This is a genomic window from Pelosinus baikalensis, assembly GCF_020819555.1.
GTDB classification, from domain to species: domain Bacteria; phylum Bacillota; class Negativicutes; order DSM-13327; family DSM-13327; genus Pelosinus; species Pelosinus baikalensis.
Genome location: NZ_JAJHJB010000006.1, coordinates 159,676 through 177,714 on the forward strand (window position 1 = coordinate 159,676; position 18,039 = coordinate 177,714).

Annotated in this window: 21 protein-coding genes; all 21 read left to right on the plus strand. The window is 37.1% G+C overall.

What is annotated here, in order from left to right; genetic code table 11:
- The first annotated feature begins 21 nt into the window (after positions 1-21).
- The 21 genes from fabD to ylqF all read left to right on the plus strand — a co-directional run bounded on the left by fabD (position 22) and on the right by ylqF (position 17,909).
- On the plus strand, positions 22-966 hold the full coding sequence (gene fabD / locus LMF89_RS06890) for an ACP S-malonyltransferase (protein ID WP_229534460.1): 945 nt from the start codon (positions 22-24) through the stop codon (positions 964-966).
- Position 967: 1 nt separating this feature from the next.
- Positions 968-1,711, plus strand: coding sequence for a 3-oxoacyl-[acyl-carrier-protein] reductase (gene fabG, locus LMF89_RS06895; RefSeq protein WP_229534461.1), 744 nt, complete (start codon positions 968-970; stop codon positions 1,709-1,711).
- A 29-nt stretch (positions 1,712-1,740) separates the two neighbouring features.
- Positions 1,741-1,977: an acyl carrier protein gene (locus tag LMF89_RS06900; RefSeq protein ID WP_007934581.1), complete on the plus strand. Its 237-nt coding sequence runs from the start codon at positions 1,741-1,743 to the stop codon at positions 1,975-1,977.
- A gap of 96 nt (positions 1,978-2,073) precedes the next feature.
- On the plus strand, positions 2,074-3,024 hold the full coding sequence (locus LMF89_RS06905) for an NAD(P)H-dependent flavin oxidoreductase (RefSeq protein WP_007952965.1): 951 nt from the start codon (positions 2,074-2,076) through the stop codon (positions 3,022-3,024).
- A gap of 16 nt (positions 3,025-3,040) precedes the next feature.
- Positions 3,041-4,282, plus strand: coding sequence for a beta-ketoacyl-ACP synthase II (gene fabF / locus LMF89_RS06910; RefSeq protein WP_007952964.1), 1,242 nt, complete (start codon positions 3,041-3,043; stop codon positions 4,280-4,282).
- Positions 4,283-4,288: 6 nt separating this feature from the next.
- The gene (gene rnc, locus LMF89_RS06915; protein ID WP_229534462.1) at positions 4,289-5,017 is read left to right on the plus strand and encodes a ribonuclease III; all 729 of its coding nucleotides are present in this window, start codon (positions 4,289-4,291) and stop codon (positions 5,015-5,017) included.
- Positions 5,018-5,107: 90 nt separating this feature from the next.
- On the plus strand, positions 5,108-6,166 hold the full coding sequence (locus tag LMF89_RS06920) for an elongator complex protein 3 (RefSeq protein WP_229534463.1): 1,059 nt from the start codon (positions 5,108-5,110) through the stop codon (positions 6,164-6,166).
- Positions 6,167-6,247: 81 nt separating this feature from the next.
- Positions 6,248-6,508, plus strand: coding sequence for a stage V sporulation protein S (locus tag LMF89_RS06925; RefSeq protein WP_007934571.1), 261 nt, complete (start codon positions 6,248-6,250; stop codon positions 6,506-6,508).
- Between the two features lie 193 nt (positions 6,509-6,701).
- Positions 6,702-10,259, plus strand: coding sequence for a chromosome segregation protein SMC (gene smc, locus LMF89_RS06930; RefSeq protein WP_229534464.1), 3,558 nt, complete (start codon positions 6,702-6,704; stop codon positions 10,257-10,259).
- Between the two features lie 20 nt (positions 10,260-10,279).
- Positions 10,280-11,197: a signal recognition particle-docking protein FtsY gene (gene ftsY, locus LMF89_RS06935; RefSeq protein WP_229534465.1), complete on the plus strand. Its 918-nt coding sequence runs from the start codon at positions 10,280-10,282 to the stop codon at positions 11,195-11,197.
- Positions 11,198-11,293: 96 nt separating this feature from the next.
- Positions 11,294-11,638 (plus strand): YlxM family DNA-binding protein, encoded by a 345-nt coding sequence (gene ylxM, locus LMF89_RS06940; RefSeq protein WP_007952947.1) that lies wholly within the window; start codon positions 11,294-11,296, stop codon positions 11,636-11,638.
- A gap of 1 nt (position 11,639) precedes the next feature.
- On the plus strand, positions 11,640-12,989 hold the full coding sequence (gene ffh / locus LMF89_RS06945) for a signal recognition particle protein (RefSeq protein WP_007952945.1): 1,350 nt from the start codon (positions 11,640-11,642) through the stop codon (positions 12,987-12,989).
- Positions 12,990-13,025: 36 nt separating this feature from the next.
- The gene (gene rpsP, locus LMF89_RS06950) at positions 13,026-13,307 is read left to right on the plus strand and encodes a 30S ribosomal protein S16 (protein WP_007934559.1); all 282 of its coding nucleotides are present in this window, start codon (positions 13,026-13,028) and stop codon (positions 13,305-13,307) included.
- A 6-nt stretch (positions 13,308-13,313) separates the two neighbouring features.
- Positions 13,314-13,541 (plus strand): KH domain-containing protein, encoded by a 228-nt coding sequence (locus LMF89_RS06955; protein ID WP_007934558.1) that lies wholly within the window; start codon positions 13,314-13,316, stop codon positions 13,539-13,541.
- A gap of 148 nt (positions 13,542-13,689) precedes the next feature.
- Positions 13,690-14,097: a YlqD family protein gene (locus LMF89_RS06960; protein WP_007952942.1), complete on the plus strand. Its 408-nt coding sequence runs from the start codon at positions 13,690-13,692 to the stop codon at positions 14,095-14,097.
- A 5-nt stretch (positions 14,098-14,102) separates the two neighbouring features.
- The gene (gene rimM / locus LMF89_RS06965; RefSeq protein ID WP_007952940.1) at positions 14,103-14,615 is read left to right on the plus strand and encodes a ribosome maturation factor RimM; all 513 of its coding nucleotides are present in this window, start codon (positions 14,103-14,105) and stop codon (positions 14,613-14,615) included.
- On the plus strand, positions 14,605-15,351 hold the full coding sequence (gene trmD / locus LMF89_RS06970; RefSeq protein ID WP_007952938.1) for a tRNA (guanosine(37)-N1)-methyltransferase TrmD: 747 nt from the start codon (positions 14,605-14,607) through the stop codon (positions 15,349-15,351). The genes rimM and trmD overlap by 11 nt, the downstream gene beginning before the upstream one ends.
- Position 15,352: 1 nt before the next feature.
- Positions 15,353-15,928, plus strand: coding sequence for an RNA methyltransferase (locus LMF89_RS06975; protein ID WP_007952936.1), 576 nt, complete (start codon positions 15,353-15,355; stop codon positions 15,926-15,928).
- A gap of 135 nt (positions 15,929-16,063) precedes the next feature.
- Positions 16,064-16,405 carry a 50S ribosomal protein L19 gene (rplS, locus tag LMF89_RS06980; protein ID WP_007952934.1) on the plus strand — a complete coding sequence of 114 codons (342 nt, stop codon included), beginning with the start codon at positions 16,064-16,066 and terminating at the stop codon, positions 16,403-16,405.
- 56 nt (positions 16,406-16,461) lie between these two features.
- Positions 16,462-16,989: a signal peptidase I gene (gene lepB, locus LMF89_RS06985; protein WP_007952932.1), complete on the plus strand. Its 528-nt coding sequence runs from the start codon at positions 16,462-16,464 to the stop codon at positions 16,987-16,989.
- Between the two features lie 59 nt (positions 16,990-17,048).
- Complete coding sequence (ylqF, locus tag LMF89_RS06990) at positions 17,049-17,909, plus strand: ribosome biogenesis GTPase YlqF (RefSeq protein WP_007952930.1); 861 nt, start codon at positions 17,049-17,051, stop codon at positions 17,907-17,909.
- The last annotated feature ends 130 nt before the right edge of the window (positions 17,910-18,039 follow it).

Below are 18,039 nucleotides of genomic sequence, written 5' to 3' on the forward strand. Positions count from 1 at the left end.
TAGTTAAAGGGAAGGTATAATATGAAAAAGATAGCTTTTGTTTTTCCTGGTCAAGGCTCGCAAACGGTAGGAATGGGAAAAGAATTATATGAAAACTTTGATGTAGCTAAAAAGGTATTTCAGGCGGCAGATGAGGCATTGGGATTTTCAATTTCTCATATGTGTTTTAATGGTCCAGAGGATGAATTGCGAAAAACAGTGAATACACAACCTGCCATTTTGACAGTCAGTATTGCTTTATATGAAGTGCTAAAAGAACATGGTATCGTACCTACAATTGTAGCTGGGCATAGCCTAGGTGAATATTCTGCTTTAGTAGCAGCTGGTGCGATCTCTTTTAGTGATGCTGTACAATTAGTTCGCAAACGTGGATTGTTTATGCAAGAAGCAGTTCCATTGGGGGAAGGTAGTATGGCAGCAATACTTGGCAGCGATCGTCAAATTGTTATTGATATTTGCCAAAAAGCAGAGGCTGAATTTGGCGCTGTCCAAGCTGTGAATTTTAATTGTCCGGGGCAAATCGTTATTGCGGGAAAAGCTAAGGCCGTTGAAAAAGCAGCTGAAATGTTAAAAACGGCTGGCGCGAAACGAGCTGTAATACTACCAGTAAGCGCTCCTTTCCATAGTACATTAATGAAACCAGCTGCTGAGAAGTTAGCAGTAGAGTTAAGTAAAATAACGATCAATGACGCAGTAATCCCAGTTGTAGCTAATGTTAATGGACAAACTCTTACCAAGAGTCAGGATATTGAAGTTTCTTTAGTGAAGCAAGCAGATCATCCTGTAGAGTGGGAAGAGTGTGTAGCCGAGATCGTGAAATTTGGTGCTGATACGTTTATTGAAGTGGGCCCTGGAAAGGTATTATCATCTTTTACTAAAAAAATTGCTAAAGAAATAGCGAATTTAAATGTAGAAGATAGTAGTAGTTTAGAAAAAACCCTTGATTATTTCAAGGAGGTTCGTTAAAATGCATTTAGATGGAAAAGTTGCAATTATCACTGGTGCTTCTAGAGGTATTGGTCGTTCTGTTGCAATTGAATTAGCAAAATTAGGCGCCAAAGTTGTAATTAACTATGCTGGTAATGAAGTAGCAGCAGAGGAAGTTAAAAACATAATAGTCGCTGCTGGTGGTCAAGGGATTATTGTAAAAGCAGACGTTGGTGATGTGGAAGCAGTAGATGCGATGGTTAAAGAAACAATTAATACTTTTGGTAAAATTGATATTTTAGTAAATAATGCTGGAATTACTCGTGACAATCTTTTAATGCGAATGAAAGAGGAAGATTGGGATGCAGTTATGAATATCAATTTAAAAGGTGTCTTTGTTTGTACAAAAGCTGTTTCTCGAATTATGATGAAGCAAAAAGCCGGTAAAATTATCAATATGACATCTGTTGTTGGTTTAATGGGGAACGCAGGTCAAGCAAATTATGCTGCAGCTAAAGCTGGCGTCATTGGATTTACTAAATCGATGGCTAAAGAATTGGCTTCGAGAGGCATTACTGTAAATGCGATTGCTCCAGGGTTTATTAGTACTGACATGACTGCTGTCTTATCTGATCAAGTTAAGACAGAATTAACTGAAAAAATACCTGCCGGAAGATTAGGTAGTCCTGAAGATGTTGCAGCTGCTGTGACGTTCTTAGCGTCAGACTCGGCAAATTATATTACGGGTCAAACATTGAACGTTGATGGCGGTATGTTAATGTAAATCGTTGCCTTTGAAAGGAGGTGAATATCGTGACAACATTTGACAAAGTTAAACAAATTTCAGTAGAACAACTTGGTGTTGATGAAGCTGATGTTACTATGGATTCTACTTTTATAGATGATTTAGGTGCTGACTCTCTTGACATCGTTGAGTTAATTATGGCCTTTGAAGAGGAATTTAACATTGAGATTCCTGATGAAATTGCTGAAAAAATTAAAGCTGTAAAAGATGCGGTAGAGTACATAGAAAAAGAAAAACAAGGTTAATTTTCTAGTATTAAAAATGGAAAGTCCCGTGAAATAATGATTTTTTCGCGGGACTTTCTTAAAAGACAATGTCCTATCGAATGGAGGAGTTATAACTTGAAACTTCCAGAACTTAAAATAGGTAATTTAGTAGCAAAAATACCCATCATACAAGGTGGGATGGCAATTCGAATTTCGACAGCTCCTTTAGCAGCTGCTGTAGGTGAAGCTGGTGGTATTGGACTAATTGCTGCTTCTGGTATGAGTTTTGATGAATTGCGCAAAGAAATTCGCTTAGCGCGTTCACTTACTAGCACAGGTATCATTGGTATTAATGCAATGGTTGCAGCAAGAGAATTTGCAGGTCTTGTAAAAACTGCAATTGAAGAAGGAATTGATTTGGTAGTCGCAGGTGCGGGGTTTTCTCGCGATATGTTTGGATTAGGAAAAGAATCAGGTACACCGATTGTACCCATTGTCTCTTCAGCAAAATTAGCAAAAATTTCGGAATCATTAGGCGCTTCTGCCGTAATTGTTGAAGGTAAAGAAGCTGGTGGACATTTAGGTACAGATCAACCCCTACATTCATTGCTTCCTAGTATAAAAAATGCAGTGAAAATACCAGTGATTGGTGCTGGCGGCATCATTAGCGGTCAAGATATTGTTGATACATTAAGGCTGGGTGCAGATGGCGTGCAAATGGGAACGAGATTTGCTGCCAGTGAGGAATCAAATGCTGCTCCTGCTTTAAAAGCATTTTATTTAAAAGCTAGACCAGAAGATATTGTGGAAATCAACAGTCCAGTGGGGATGCCTGGTCGCGCTTTATTGAATCCATTTGCAGAGAAAATTATTGAAGGTACTGCACCGATTCCTGAAAGCTGTGATGCTTGTTTAAAACATTGTAAAAAGAACTTTTGCATTATTAAGGCATTAATTCGCGCTCAACAGGGTGATGTAGAAACTGGATTAGTATTTACCGGTGAGTACATTCATAAAATAGATGAAATACTACCTGTTAAAGAGATTTTCAATAGACTTCTTGCAGAGGTTGAAGTTATAAATTAACGTGAGGTGATTCCGTTTGAAAAAACGAGTTGTGGTAACAGGATTAGGTGCGATAACACCTATCGGAATTGGTAAAGATGAATTCTGGCAGTCTCTTTTAAACGGTAAATCTGGTATCGGTAAAATCACTCATTTTGATGCGAGTGAATATACTACCCAGATTGCTGGTGAGGTTAAAGATTTTGATCCCGCAAAATATATTGATAAAAAAGAAGCGAAACGCATGGACCCCTTTACTCAATTTGCTGTTGCTGCTAGTAAAATGGCATTTGAAGATTCAGGAATTAATTTGGAAACCGAAGATCGTACCCGTATTGGCACTATGATTGGTACTGGTATTGGTGGAATGGATACATTAAATGAACAATACAAAAATTTATTTGATAAAGGACCAAATCGTATCAGTCCGTTTTTTATCCCAATGATGATTGGTAACATGGCTGCTGGACAAACATCGATTACCTTTGGTTTACAAGGTCCATGTAGTTGTGTAACTACAGCTTGTGCAACAGGAACCAATGCAATTGGTGATGCTTTTAAAGTCATTCAACGCGGCGATGCAGATGTCATGGTGGCTGGTGGTACGGAAGCGGCTATTTCTCCTATTGCAGTAGCTGGTTTTTGCTCAATGAAAGCCCTGTCAACGCGTAATGATGAACCAGAAAAAGCTTCACGCCCTTTTGACAAAGACCGTAATGGCTTTGTAATGGGTGAGGGAGCAGGTGTAGTTATTCTTGAATCTTTAGAACACGCAGTTGCCAGAGGCGCACATATTTACGCAGAAGTTATCGGTTATGGTTTTAATGCTGATGCTTATCACATTACTGCACCTGCCCCTGAAGGAGCACAGGCAGCAAAATGTATGGAGATGGCTCTTAAAGATGCTGGTATTGCTCCAGAAGCTGTTGATTACATTAATGCCCATGGTACTTCGACTCCTCTTAATGACAAAAATGAAACATTGGCAATCAAATCATTATTTGGTGAGCATGCATATAAATTAGCTGTTAGCTCTATCAAATCCATGACTGGACATTTACTAGGTGCAGCAGGCGGCATCGAATGTATTGCTACTGTTTTAACCTTGGAAAATGATATGATTCCTCCTACTATTAATTGTGATGCGCCCGATGAAGAAATGGACTTGGATTATGTTCCTCATACATCTCGCAAACAAGTCGTAAATGTAGCATTATCTAATTCTTTAGGTTTTGGCGGACATAACGCAACTATCTTATTAAAAAAATTCGAAAATTAATATGATATGATTGAAATGCTTACGAAAAAAAGAATGGACGCATTATCCAGGTTATCGAATACATTAGGTGTGCAATTTACAGATATCAATTTATTGCATCAAGCTCTTACCCACACTTCTTATGCGAATGAGTGTAAAAAAATACTAATTTCTCATAATGAACGGTTGGAATTTCTCGGTGATGCTGTATTAGATTTGATTGTTAGTGAATATTTATTTCGCCAATTTAGTCACCTTCCTGAAGGGGAATTGACAAAGGCTCGAGCAGTAATTGTCTGCGAGCCTACTTTGGCTCGGTGTGCTGCTGAACTTGGTATTGGAGAATATTTATTTTTAGGAAAAGGTGAGACTAGCTCAGGTGGCCGTGAACGCGTGTCTATTTTGGCAGATTCATTTGAAGCTGTAATTGGTGCTATATACTTAGATAGCGGTTTTCTTCAGGTTAGTAATTTTGTATTAAGACAGCTTCAGGCTGATTTACACTTAGTTGCACGTGGCGAATACGTGAAGGACTATAAGACCGTACTGCAAGAGGTTGTTCAAAAGAAAAACGACAGTAAGATCACCTATGAGATTATCTCTGAAAATGGTCCTGATCATAATAAACTATTTGAAGTAATTGTTTTAGTAAATACAGATTTATTTGGTAAGGGTTTAGGTAAAAGTAAAAAAGAGGCTGAACAATATGCTGCAAAGCAAGCATTAGTGAAGTTAGGAATTATAAATAATAATTAATGTAGGCGACCATACGGTCGTCTATATTAATTATTATTTATAATTAGAAATTGATTGAGTCTTGACTTGGAAAATAGCGAAGGAGTGTTTATGAGACATTATATTATACCTATATTTATTCCACATTATGGTTGTAAACATAGTTGTATTTTTTGTAATCAACGAAAAATTACGGGTAGAGATACTCCTGTAAGGCATCAGGAAGTACAGGCTATCATTGATGAACATTTGGCAAGAATCACAGAAAAAAGGCACATCGAAGTGGCCTTTTATGGTGGCAGTTTTACTGCCTTGCCTCTTAGTATGCAGTCAGAATTATTAGAACCAGCATATACAGCTTTAATAAACAAGAAAATTCATGGGATTCGTCTTTCAACCCGTCCGGATTGTATTACACATAGGATTTTGGAAAATCTTAAAAAGTTTGGAGTATCTATCATCGAATTAGGAGTGCAATCTTTGGATAATACTGTATTGGAGGCGAGCGCTCGGGGGCATAATGCACTACATGTATTTCAGGCAATGAACCTTATAAAAAAAATGAATATAACCTGCGGCATTCAATTAATGCCAGGTTTACCTTTAGAAGATTGGAACAGTTTGATTCATACTGCATATGGTGTTATTAAGCTTGTTCCAGACTTTGTGCGTATTTACCCTACTTTAGTCATTGCCAATACTCAACTGGCTACTAGGTATGATGATGGAAGTTATAAGGCTTTATCTTTATCAGCAGGAATTATTCGTAGCGCCTATTTAAAATTATTTTTTGAACAGCAGGGGATATTAACGATTCGTACTGGCTTGCAAGCAACAGAAGATTTGGACAAAGGCAATATTGTATTGGCTGGCCCCTATCATCCTGCATTTGGAGAAATGGTAGATTCCTATATTTTTTATTGCATGCTAGCCCATTTCATAGAGTCGATTCTTTCTATGGACAAGAATGATCCTATCATTATCCATCATCATTCTCGTGATACTTCTAAAATTAGAGGCATTTCTAATCAAAATATAAAACAAGTAAAGCGTATCTATGGTATTGACCATCTTATTCTAAAACAAGATGGTCATAATAAGGATGAAATAGGATTTGAGTATAACAATCTATATTATGTACTTAATAAAAAAATGATATTTTTTATTTAAATTATAAAAAAAGGTATTTCTGGAAAATCCAGAGAATATCATGTATTGTAATACGTCCTGATACCAAAAGGAGGTTAGCTAATGGATGTGCTCAAAGTATCTGCACAGTCAAATCCTAAATCGGTAGCAGGTGCCTTAGCTGCAGTGTTAAGAGAAAAAGGTTCTGCGGAAGTCCAAGCAGTAGGTGCCGGCGCAGTGAATCAAGCCATCAAAGCAATTGCAATTTCTCGTGGATTTGTTGCACCCAATGGTATTAATCTAATTGCAATTCCTGCCTTTGCCGAAATCATTATTGATGGTGAACAGCGCACTGCGATTCGTTTTATTGTGGAACCCAGGTAACAATTGATTTTAGTGCTAAATTCCTAAGCGTAATCAGGGACCTAATCGAAGTTGAAATTAATATAGCTTTTTAATTTCGTAAATATGCCTGTTTGCTCAGCAAGCAGGTTTTTTACTTAAGTTTATTGTATAAACAACCAACGCATGGTAAAATTCTAAAGTTAGATATAATAATATTGTGTGGTGATTTAGTTTGCTGTTACGTAGGCTTGAAGCATATGGGTTTAAATCTTTTGCAGATAAAACAGAAATAGAATTTGGCAATGGTATTACTGCTATTGTAGGTCCAAATGGCAGCGGAAAAAGTAATATTTCCGATGCGATTCGTTGGGTTCTTGGTGAACAAAGTGTTCGCAATCTACGCAGCACAAAAATGGAAGATGTAATATTTTCTGGTAGCTTAGGTCGCAGACCTTTAGGTGCAGCTGAAGTATCCGTAATTTTTGATAACAGTGATGGTACCCTACCCTTAGATTTTAGTGAAGTTATCATTACTAGGCGAGTCTTCCGATCTGGTGATAGTGAATATTTCATCAATAAAGCAGCATGCCGTTTAAAAGACATATATGAATTATTGGCTGATACAGGTCTAGGCAGGGATGCGATGACTGTCATTGGACAAAATAAAGTCGATGAAGTTTTAAATAGCAAGCCAGAAGAGCGGCGTTTATTATTTGAAGAATCAGCTGGTATTTCCAAGTACAAACAACGAAAAAAAGATGCAATGCGCAAATTAGAAGATACTACTCAAAATCTCATTCGAGTGTCCGATATTACAAATGAAATTGAAGATCAACTTGTTCCACTTAGAGAAAGTGCTGAAAAGACAAAGCAGTATAATACTCTTAAGACCGAACTAACATCTTGTCAAGTGACATTACTGCTTAGCACATTAGACAAGTCTGAGAAAATAATAGAAAGTGCCAACTTGCAGAAAGAGCATTTAACAGAAAATGAACTTACTGTAAGTACAAATTTGAATTTAAAAGAAACTGATAAAGAGAAATTGGCAACTGAGTTAATACAAGTAGAAGAAAAACTTACTTCTTATACGACTTTTATAAATGAGGCAGAAACAGAACTAGAAAGAATTCATGGTAAGGTTGCTGTACTAGAAGAACGAATCAGTCAAGGAAAACGTAATCAAGAGCGTATAAGTGATGAAGAAATCCGTGTCGGAAAACAAAAAAATGAACTTGAGAAAAAATATAGTGAAGTAAATGAAATTCTAATTGAGAAAAAAAAGTTCACAGAGAATCTGCAACAAATCTTAATTGACAAAAATGTGCTCTATCAAAATATAGTTACCAGTTTAGAACAAGCAGAAAAGCAGTTAGAATCTAGTAAAGACAAAACTCTTACATTTTTACAAGAAATTGTTGAAGAACGAAATAAACTTGTGACAATTAAAAATGATATTGTAAGAATCGAAACTCGGGAACTTAACTTTGATCAAGAATATCAGGGTTACCAGACCCAGTTACAGCAAGCAGAATCAGCATATACATCTCTCTTGGCAGAGCAAGAGGCAATACAAGTTAAGATTACACAATTAAATCAAGAAAATAACGCCTTGCAAATCAAGAAAAAAAATACTGAGGATACCTTACAACAATTCTTGCATCAAGAACAACAATTGACTAGACAGGTAAACGAATTACAATCCCGGTTCAAAATTTTATCGAACATGCAAAATGACTATGAAGGCTTTGCTCGTGGAATAAAAAGTATTCTGAAAAGTGACGCTCCTTGGCATAGAGGGATTTGTGGTGCAGTGGCGCAAACGATTACAGTGCCTGATGAATATGTTACGGCCATTGAAATTGCATTAGGTGGGGCGCTACAACACATTATTACGGAGAATTCCGACATCGCTAAAGAGGCCATGCATTTTCTAAAAACGGAGCGCTTAGGACGAGCTACCTTTTTACCTTTAAATACGATTAAACCTTTTAAACCTAGAGATACAGAAATAGCTGCTGCTAAAATGAATGGCTCATTAGGATTTGCTGCTGATCTTGTAACTTGTGATTCACGTTATCGCAAAGTAATTGAGTTTTTATTGGGACGTACGATTATAGCAAAAGACGTTGAGATTGCTCTTACCATCGCTAAACAATCCGGCTTTTCGGTAAAAATCGTTACATTAGACGGCGAAGTATTAAATCCAGGTGGTTCGATGACAGGTGGCAGCACGGGTAAGCGAGAAACTAGTTTTTTAGGGCGTAATAATGAAATCACTGCCATTAAGTTAAAATTAGATGAGGGACGAAATAGTTTCGAGGCAATGCAAGAAAAGGTAATAAACGTTAGAGCTGAGGTACAAAATATTAATTATGAGCTGGCTGCGATTCAAGAACAGCGTCAGCAGATGGATGTTCGTCAAGCTGAAATTACGGTTCATACTGATAAAATGCAATTTGATATAAAGCGGATCACTTTAGCAATTACTACTATTAATAATGATAGAGCTGCATGCTCACGAGAAAAAGAACAGTTAGAGGTCACTTTATCTCAGTGTAAAGCAAGGATTGTTTCTTTAGAAAACCGTGATGGCCAGCACAAGCAGACAATTGCGCTAGAACAGCAAAAATGTAAAGAGTTGCAAGCTTCAAAAGATATATTGCAGACGAGTCTCACTGATCTTAAAATTGACATTACAGCAGTGCAGCAAGAAATTGCTGGGTTTGTTGCCAATTGTGAGCAATCAGAACAAGCTAAGCAATTACTACAAGAGCAGCTTCAACAGTTGTTTGCAGAACGCACTGACATTGCAGCGCAAATATTACAGTCCAGTCAAGAGTTATCTGATACCTCTTCAAAATTTAAAACACTCACAGAAGAAAAGATCAACTATGAGCAACATCATAAAAATCACTATGGAATAAAGCTTAATTTATTGGTAGAAATGCAAAACCTGGAAAAAGAACTAAAAGATTTGAGGCGTAACCACCATGAAGTACAAACTCGTCTACATGAGAGTGAACTTTTGGCAACTAAATATAGTTTTGAAGTTACACGCTCTTTAGAACAGCTAGAGCAACAGTTTTGCCTTACGATCGATCAGGCAAAAGAACTTTGCCGTACTGAAAGCTTAGATTCTATTAGCAAGTTAATAAAAAACTTAGAAAAAGAACTTATGATACTAGGGCCAGTAAATCATGGCGCAGTAGAAGATTATATTCGTTTACAAGAACGATGTGATTTTCTTAAAAATCAATTTCAAGATTTAACATCTGCTAAAGAATACTTGGCCTCGATTATTGCCGATATTGACAAAACAATGTCAACTAAATTTTTAATCGCTTTTACAAAAATTAATGAACATTTTTGCGATATTTTTTCTCGTTTGTTTGGGGGTGGACAAGCTCAATTAAAATTAGTTGACCCTGATAATATTCTACATACAGGTATAGAAATTAGCGTACAGCCACCCGGGAAAAAAATGCAGAACTTAATATTACTATCAGGCGGTGAACGAGCTCTTACGGTGATTGCTCTGTTATTTTCTTTCTTAGCTTATCGTCCTGCTCCATTTATTGTGGTAGATGAAATCGATGCACCTCTAGATGAAGCAAATATCGATCGATTACGTGAGTTCTTACGTGATTATGCTCGCCATACTCAATTCATCGTTGTTACTCATCGCAAGGGGACAATGGAGGCTGCTGATATTATACATGGAATTACGATGGAACAATCAGGTATATCACGTTTAGTTTCTGTTAAATTAACAGATGAAATAAAGTAGTTGAACTGGAGGAATATAATATGGGTTTTTTTGGAAAATTAAAAGCTGGTTTAGAAAAGACTAGAAAGAATTTCACGGAGAAGATTGAACAATTGGTGGTTGGATATGCAACTATTGATGATGAGTTTCTTGATGATTTGGAGGCCGTATTATTATCGGCGGATGTAGGTGTGCATACAACTGCCAAATTAATGACTGATATCAAAAAAGGTATCAAGAGTAAAGATATTAATGGTCCTGAGGATTTAAAACCTTTTTTACAAAATAAAATCAGCGAAATGCTGACAGAAGATAGTAATGAGATCAAACTTGCTGCTGCTCCTCCTACTGTAATTGTTGTTGTTGGTGTGAATGGTGTAGGTAAGACGACGACGATAGGAAAGTTAGGTCAATATTATAAAGAGCAGGGGTATAAAGTAATATTGGCAGCAGCGGATACCTTTCGTGCAGCTGCTATTGATCAGTTAGAAATATGGGGAACGAGAACGGGTTCTGAAATCATTAAGCATAAGGAAGGTTCTGATCCTGCTGCGGTGGCTTTTGACGCAGTGCAATCCGCTAGAGCTAAGAAAGCTGATATTGTTATTATTGATACAGCTGGAAGACTACATACAAAATCGAATTTAATGGAAGAATTAAAAAAAATCGGACGTATAACCAGCCGTGAGATTCCTGATGCTCCTCATGAAACCCTGCTAGTCTTGGATGCAACAACGGGGCAAAATGCTATTAATCAAGCAAAACTATTTGGAGAAGCAATACCATTGACAGGAATTGTACTCACTAAGCTAGATGGTACTGCAAAAGGCGGAGTAGTCATTGCGATTAAGTCTGAGCTGAATGTACCTGTAAAATGGATTGGAGTAGGAGAAGGCGTCGGTGACTTACGGCCTTTCGTGCCGCAGGAATTTGCAGAGGCATTATTTGGTGACAAGTAAAAATACTTGACAGCAAATACATTTTATTTTATAATATGGTCTGTAAAGTATTTTCCCTTGTCAGGCAAGAGGTGATAAAAACTGTTAGATAAAATATTGCGTATTATTTTATTATTTGATTTTTATGGTGCTTTGTTGACTAAGAAACAACAGCTTGCTATAGAAATGCATCACCTAAATGATTTATCACTGGCTGAAATTGCTGATGAATTAGGGGTAACAAGACAAGCAGTCCATGATATTTTAAAGCGAGCAGAACAGGTGCTTACAGAATATGAAGAAAAACTTAAGTTTGTTGAAAAACACCAACGTGAACAACAGGCTATACAACATATATATGAATTGATGCATGAGTTGCCAAAAGAAGTACAGCAAGTACCTACGTTACGTTTGGCACTACAAGAATTGAATTGTTTATTAGACTATTCAAAAGAGGTGTAGTATGGTTTTTGAAGGGTTAGCCGACAAGTTACAAGAAACGTTTAAGAAACTACGGGGTAAAGGTAAGTTATCGGAAACAGATATTAATGAGGCAATGCGTGAAGTACGAATGGCTTTATTAGAGGCCGATGTTAACTTTAAAGTTGTTAAGGATTTTATCGCGAATATAAAAGAAAAAGCAATTGGGCAAGAAGTGATGCAAAGCCTAACACCTGCCCAATTTGTAGTAAAAATAGTTAATGATGAACTGACCGCTCTTATGGGTGGTACGCAAAGCCGCATTACGGTTTCTTCACGCCCTCCGACGATCATTATGCTTGTTGGGTTACAAGGTGCTGGTAAGACAACTACCGCAGGTAAATTAGCTCACTTACTTAAAAAGCAAAGCAAACGACCTTTATTAGTAGCTGCGGATATATACCGTCCTGCTGCTATAAAACAATTGCAAGTTTTAGGCGGACAATTGGATATACCTGTCTTTACGGTGGACGAATGCAAAGATGCGGTGTTGATTGCACAAAAAGCAATTGAATATGCCACTTCTTATGCTAGAGATACAGTGATTATTGATACTGCTGGTCGTTTACACATTAATGAAGATTTAATGCAGGAATTAAAATCAATCAAAACAAAAGTAAAGCCACATGAAATCTTATTAGTAGTGGATGCTATGACAGGGCAAGACTCTGTTACAGTAGCAGAGTCTTTTAATAAGGATTTAGGATTAGATGGTGTGATTCTTACTAAACTAGATGGGGATGCTCGTGGTGGCGCAGCATTATCCATTAAAGCTGTTACCGGCTGTCCAATTAAATTTACGGGTATGGGCGAAAAATTAGATGCTCTTGAAATCTTTCATCCAGATCGTATGGCATCACGTATCTTAGGGATGGGGGATGTCCTTAGCTTAATCGAAAAGGCTGGTACTTCCATTGATTTGGAACAAGCCAAAGAGATGGAAAAGAAGTTACGTAAAGATGATTTTAACTTAGATGATTTTTTAAGCCAATTACAGCAAGTGCGTAAGCTAGGTCCTTTAGACCAAATATTGGGTATGTTACCTGGCATGGGTGATTTGAAAAAATTAAAAGATGTTGAAATTGATGAGAAAGAATTGACACGTACGGAAGCTATTATACGTTCGATGACTAAGAAAGAACGACGCGACGCTTCGCTTATAAATGGCAGTCGTCGTAAGCGTATTGCTATGGGGAGTGGCACTAGAGTGCAAGATGTCAATAAATTACTCAAACAATTTGCGGAAGCAAAAAAAATGATGAAGCGTTTTCAAGATATGCAGAAAAGTGGTAAAAAATCTTTTGGTGGTTTTAAATTACCCTTTATGAAATAATTAAAAAATGGATATTCTATGAAGGAGGTGATTTTTGTGGCAGTAAAAATTCGTTTAATGCGTATGGGTGCGAAGAAAAACCCTTTCTACCGTGTAGTTGTGGCTGATTCTCGTGCTCCTCGTGATGGACGTTCTATCGAAACTTTAGGACATTATGATTCCACTGTTGAACCTGCAATTGTTAAAATTGATGAAGATAAAGCCATCAGTTGGATGCAAAAAGGTGCGCAACCTACTGATACCGTTAAAGCTCTTTTCAGCAAAGCTGGTATTATGAAAAAATGGGATGAACTAAAGCGTACGAAGAAAGAGGCGTAATGAACTATGAAAACATTAGTTGGGGTTATCGCCAAAGCGTTAGTTAAAAATCAGGAACAAGTGAGTGTCACAGAGTCTGTCGATGCTGATACCACTATTTATGAGTTGCATGTAGCCCCTGAAGATATGGGGAAAGTGATTGGCAAGCAGGGACGTATTGCTAAAGCAATGCGTACTGTTGTCAAAGCTGCCGCTACTCGTGAAAATAAGAAAATAATGATAGAAATCATTTAATATGTATAATTACACTATTAAATGATACAAACTATTAGAAAAGGTTCAGATGCAAGTTGCGTATAGAAGTACTGTGTAGTAAAATACATTTCTTCAGCGTAGCATTGCAGATGAGCCTTTTCCAACAACATTAGGAGAGTGAGCACACATGGATAGTATTACGTTAAAATGTCCAGTCACGATTAAAGCTAAAGTTACAGAACAGCTTAAAAAGAACCTAGCTGCTGAAATTCAAGAAAATATCCGCAAGGCTGATGTAGAACTACAACAGATTGAATTTCATGCAAAACGTATGATGAGTGAACAAGCAAAGCAAGATGCTCAAGGACTGACTGCACTTCGGCAACAAATTGATGGTGAAACACAAAAACGTCTTGAATTTAAAAATCATATGACGGAGAAACTAAAAGAAACAGCTCAATTAGAACTTGGTGCAGAAATTTCTCAAGGAACTTTAGAACAAATCGTGACTGTAAAAGTAGGCGATGACTTACATACATATATGAATGCTGAAATTTTGCTAGAAGATGGCAAAGTTATCGCTTTTAGAAACTAATCATTATGAATGATAATATGATAGTTATTGGGAAAATTATTGCTCCTCAAGGAGTGCGTGGTGAAGTTCGTGTTATGCCGCTTACCGATTTTCCTGAGCGATTTCGTGAACTGAAAAGTGCACAGCTTGATGATGGAACGAATTTACCAATTGAAAGTGTCAGATATCATCAACAATTTGTTTTATTGAAATTTCGTGATATGAATGATCGAAATGCAATAGAGCATTTACGAGGTAAACTAATCCAAATAGAGCATAAGGATTTAGTTCCGTTACCTACGGGACATTATTATATCTTTGATATTGTTGGTTTAGAAGTGTTTACGGAAGAAGATGAATACCTGGGAAAAGTTACAGATGTTTTGGAAACAGGTAGTAATGATGTATACATTGTTGAGCAAAAAGATAAAAAGCCGTTACTAATTCCAGCATTAAAAACAGTTGTCTTAAAAATTAATATCCCAGATGGAAAAATGATTGTAAAATTACAGGAAGTATGGGAAAGCGATGCAGATTGACATTGTTTCTTTATTTCCTGAAATGTTTACTGGTCCTTTGGGACATAGTATATTAAAACGAGCACAAGAAGCTGATGTATTAAAGATTAATGTAACAAATCCTCGTGATTTTGCTTTTAATAAACACAATATTGTTGATGACTATCCTTTCGGTGGAGGAGCGGGTATGGTAATGAAGCCAGATCCCATCTTTCGATCCGTGGAAAATATCATTACCTCAAGTAATATCACCAATCGACGAGTGATTCTAATGTGTCCAGGGGGCTATAGACTGGACCAAGAAAAAGTTAAAGAATTAGCTGGCTATGAGCAACTTATTTTATTATGCGGACATTATGAGGGAATTGATGAGCGAGTACGATTGCACTTAGTTGATGAAAGCATATCCATTGGTGATTATGTATTGACTGGTGGAGAATTGCCAGCGATGGTAATTGTTGATTCAGTAGCTAGAATGTTACCAGGTGTGCTTGGATCTAGTAGCTCAGCTCCCCAAGATTCTTTTTATAATGGTTTGCTAGAATATCCTCAATATACTCGTCCACGGGATTTTGAAGGAATGGTAGCTCCTGAGGTATTATTATCAGGGGATCATGCAAAAATTAAGAGATGGCGTAATAAACAAGCGCTAAAAAATACTCTTGAACGTAGACCAGAGTTGTTGAAAAATAAAGAGTTAAGCCCAGATGATGCTAAATTATTAGCGGAAATCATAGCTGAGCAGACTGGAGACTAATATGGCTTTACCAATTTATCTCGGCTTGGTACATCATCCTATATATAATAAAAACGATGAAATTATTACTACGGCCATTACTAATTTTGATATTCATGACATTGCGCGTACTTCACGAACCTATGATATAAAAAAATATTTTATTATCCATCCACATGAAAGCCAAACGATGTTAGCACAAGAGATTATGGATTACTGGCAGCATGGTTATGGTGGTGAATATAATCCTGATCGTCGTGAAGCGTTTCGTGTTTTAGATATTAAGACTGATATTCAAAGTGCTGTAGAATACATTACGGAGTCTGAAGGTGTAAAACCGTTTATTATTACTACTGATGCCCGTACATTTCCCAATACCATATCTTATAAGAAAATGCGGAAGCAGATTGAACTGGCAGACCGCCCTTATCTCATTTTATTTGGTACTGGCTGGGGGATTGAAAAGTCTGTAATGGAAAAGTTTGATTTTACATTAGAACCTATTTATGGCCCTGGTGATTATAATCACTTGCCAGTAAGAGCGGCAGTGGCGATTATTTTGGATCGATTATTAGGTGAGAAATGGTGGGAATCATAATATATACTATAACCTTATAATCTGCTTGAGTTTATAGTATTGGTATGTTATAATTTTTAAGGTGTGACGGACGGTCCTCTGCACAATGTAATAGTGGATTGGCATGAACGTCTAGGATAAGGAGGAAAAATAGATATGAATATGATTCAAGCATTAGAACAAGAACAATTACGTCAGGATATTCCGGCTTTTAAACCGGGAGATACTGTACGAGTCCATGTTAAAGTTGTTGAGGGTACCCGTGAGCGTATTCAATTGTTTGAAGGTGTTGTTATTGCCAGAAATAATGGCGGTATCCGGGAAACTTTCACAGTTAGACGTGTTTCTTACAACATCGGTGTAGAACGTACTTTCCCTGTACATTCTCCACGTTTGGAAAAAATTGAAGTAGTACGTAAAGGTATCGTACGCCGTGCAAAATTATACTATCTGCGTAAACTCAAAGGTAAAGCAGCTCGTATTAAAGAAAGACGGTAGCTTTTGTTTGGGACTGTTTTCAGTCCCTTTTCTTCATTTACGAAGGAGGATTAATCATGAGTAATACTAATTTAGGCGAAGAGGTAAAAGATTGGATAGTCTCGATACTTATTGCTGTCGTATTAGCGTTTTTTATTCGCTATTTTATCGTTGAGCTCTATATGGTCGAAGGTCCTTCTATGCGTCCTACGCTGGTAAACAGTGAGAGATTAGTAGTGAATAAATTCATTTATCGCTTTAAAGCACCTGAAAAAGGTGATGTATTAGTATTTCGCTATCCTAAAGACCCAAGTCGTGATTTTATTAAGAGGGTAATTGCGGTAGCTGGTGATACTATTGAAATAAAAGAAGGCCGTGTATTTTTAAATGGTCAATTATTGAATGAAACTTATATTTTAGAAAAAACCCGTGGATCCTACCCTCTGGCTACCGTGCCTGCAGGACATGTCTTTGTTATGGGGGACAATCGTAACAATTCGGAGGATAGTCGTTTCCGTGATGTTGGTTTTGTACCTCTGGAAATGATAAAGGGAAAAGCGGTTATGATATTTTGGCCGATTGATCAATTAAAAACTCTCCCATAGCTGCATAATGGTTTTACACATAACTGAAGAAGAAAATAGCGTTATAGAGAGTGATAATAATGGATAATTTGAATATTAATTGGTTCCCTGGTCATATGACAAAAGCCCTGCGTATGATTCAGGCAAATCTAAAATTAGTTGACGTAGTCATTGAATTGTTAGATGCTCGTATTCCCGTAAGTAGTGCCAATCCGGTAATTCATCAAATTTTAGAAGGCAAACCAAGAGTGGTAGCCTTAAATAAGATCGATTTGGCTGAACCGGAATGGACCAAACAATGGGTAGATACTTTTCATGTACAAGGCCTGCAAGTGGTCACCATAGATTCTATGACAGGAAAAGGTACTAAAGCATTGGTTAGCCAAGTGGAACAATTAGGCAGTGCAAAAGCAGCCAAATTAGTAGCAAAAGGTGTTAATCCACGAGCAGTTCGAGCGATGATTCTAGGTATTCCTAATGTAGGTAAATCTTCGTTGATTAATCGTTTATTGGGGACAAAAGCAGTACGTACTGCTGATAAACCAGGCGTTACTCGAGGTAAACAATGGATTACTATCGGAAAAAATCTGGAGCTCTTAGACACACCGGGTGTTTTATGGCCCAAATTTGAGGATCCCGAAGTTGGATTTAAACTAGCGATGACAGGTGCTATCAATGATGATATCTATGATGTCGAAACAGCCATGTCAAAGCTGTTACTATTCTTACGTGAGAATTATAGTGATCGTTTAATTGAAAGATATAATTTGTCTTCTCCATTACCTGAAGACTCTACTGAGTTATTAGGCCTAATCGGAGCGCGCCGTGGTTGTCTACGTAGTGGCGGTTTAATTGATTATGAAAAAGCAAGACGTATTATTCTTAATGAATTTCGTGGCAGCAAGTTAGGTAATTTCACCTTGGATCGTCCCAATCAGTAAAAAGAATATAAGGAAGAGACTATCACGATAATTTTGGTGTGCTACCCGTCAAGAGGACAATAAAAAATAATAAATTTTTCTATCGCCAGCCTGATAACGGTTGGCGATATTTTTATGCTGCCAATCTATA

Bases quoted from the DNA above. Each gene is read 5' to 3' on its own strand.
- fabD (WP_229534460.1), top strand. From the start codon at position 22: ATGAAAAAGATAGCTTTTGTTTTTCCTGGTCAAGGCTCGCAAACGGTA.
- fabG (WP_229534461.1), top strand. From the start codon at position 968: ATGCATTTAGATGGAAAAGTTGCAATTATCACTGGTGCTTCTAGAGGT.
- rnc (WP_229534462.1), top strand. From the start codon at position 4,289: ATGATTGAAATGCTTACGAAAAAAAGAATGGACGCATTATCCAGGTTA.
- LMF89_RS06920 (WP_229534463.1), top strand. From the start codon at position 5,108: ATGAGACATTATATTATACCTATATTTATTCCACATTATGGTTGTAAA.
- LMF89_RS06925 (WP_007934571.1), top strand. From the start codon at position 6,248: ATGGATGTGCTCAAAGTATCTGCACAGTCAAATCCTAAATCGGTAGCA.
- ftsY (WP_229534465.1), top strand. From the start codon at position 10,280: ATGGGTTTTTTTGGAAAATTAAAAGCTGGTTTAGAAAAGACTAGAAAG.
- ffh (WP_007952945.1), top strand. From the start codon at position 11,640: ATGGTTTTTGAAGGGTTAGCCGACAAGTTACAAGAAACGTTTAAGAAA.
- LMF89_RS06955 (WP_007934558.1), top strand. From the start codon at position 13,314: ATGAAAACATTAGTTGGGGTTATCGCCAAAGCGTTAGTTAAAAATCAG.
- LMF89_RS06960 (WP_007952942.1), top strand. From the start codon at position 13,690: ATGGATAGTATTACGTTAAAATGTCCAGTCACGATTAAAGCTAAAGTT.
- rimM (WP_007952940.1), top strand. From the start codon at position 14,103: ATGAATGATAATATGATAGTTATTGGGAAAATTATTGCTCCTCAAGGA.
- trmD (WP_007952938.1), top strand. From the start codon at position 14,605: ATGCAGATTGACATTGTTTCTTTATTTCCTGAAATGTTTACTGGTCCT.
- LMF89_RS06975 (WP_007952936.1), top strand. From the start codon at position 15,353: ATGGCTTTACCAATTTATCTCGGCTTGGTACATCATCCTATATATAAT.
- rplS (WP_007952934.1), top strand. From the start codon at position 16,064: ATGAATATGATTCAAGCATTAGAACAAGAACAATTACGTCAGGATATT.
- lepB (WP_007952932.1), top strand. From the start codon at position 16,462: ATGAGTAATACTAATTTAGGCGAAGAGGTAAAAGATTGGATAGTCTCG.
- ylqF (WP_007952930.1), top strand. From the start codon at position 17,049: ATGGATAATTTGAATATTAATTGGTTCCCTGGTCATATGACAAAAGCC.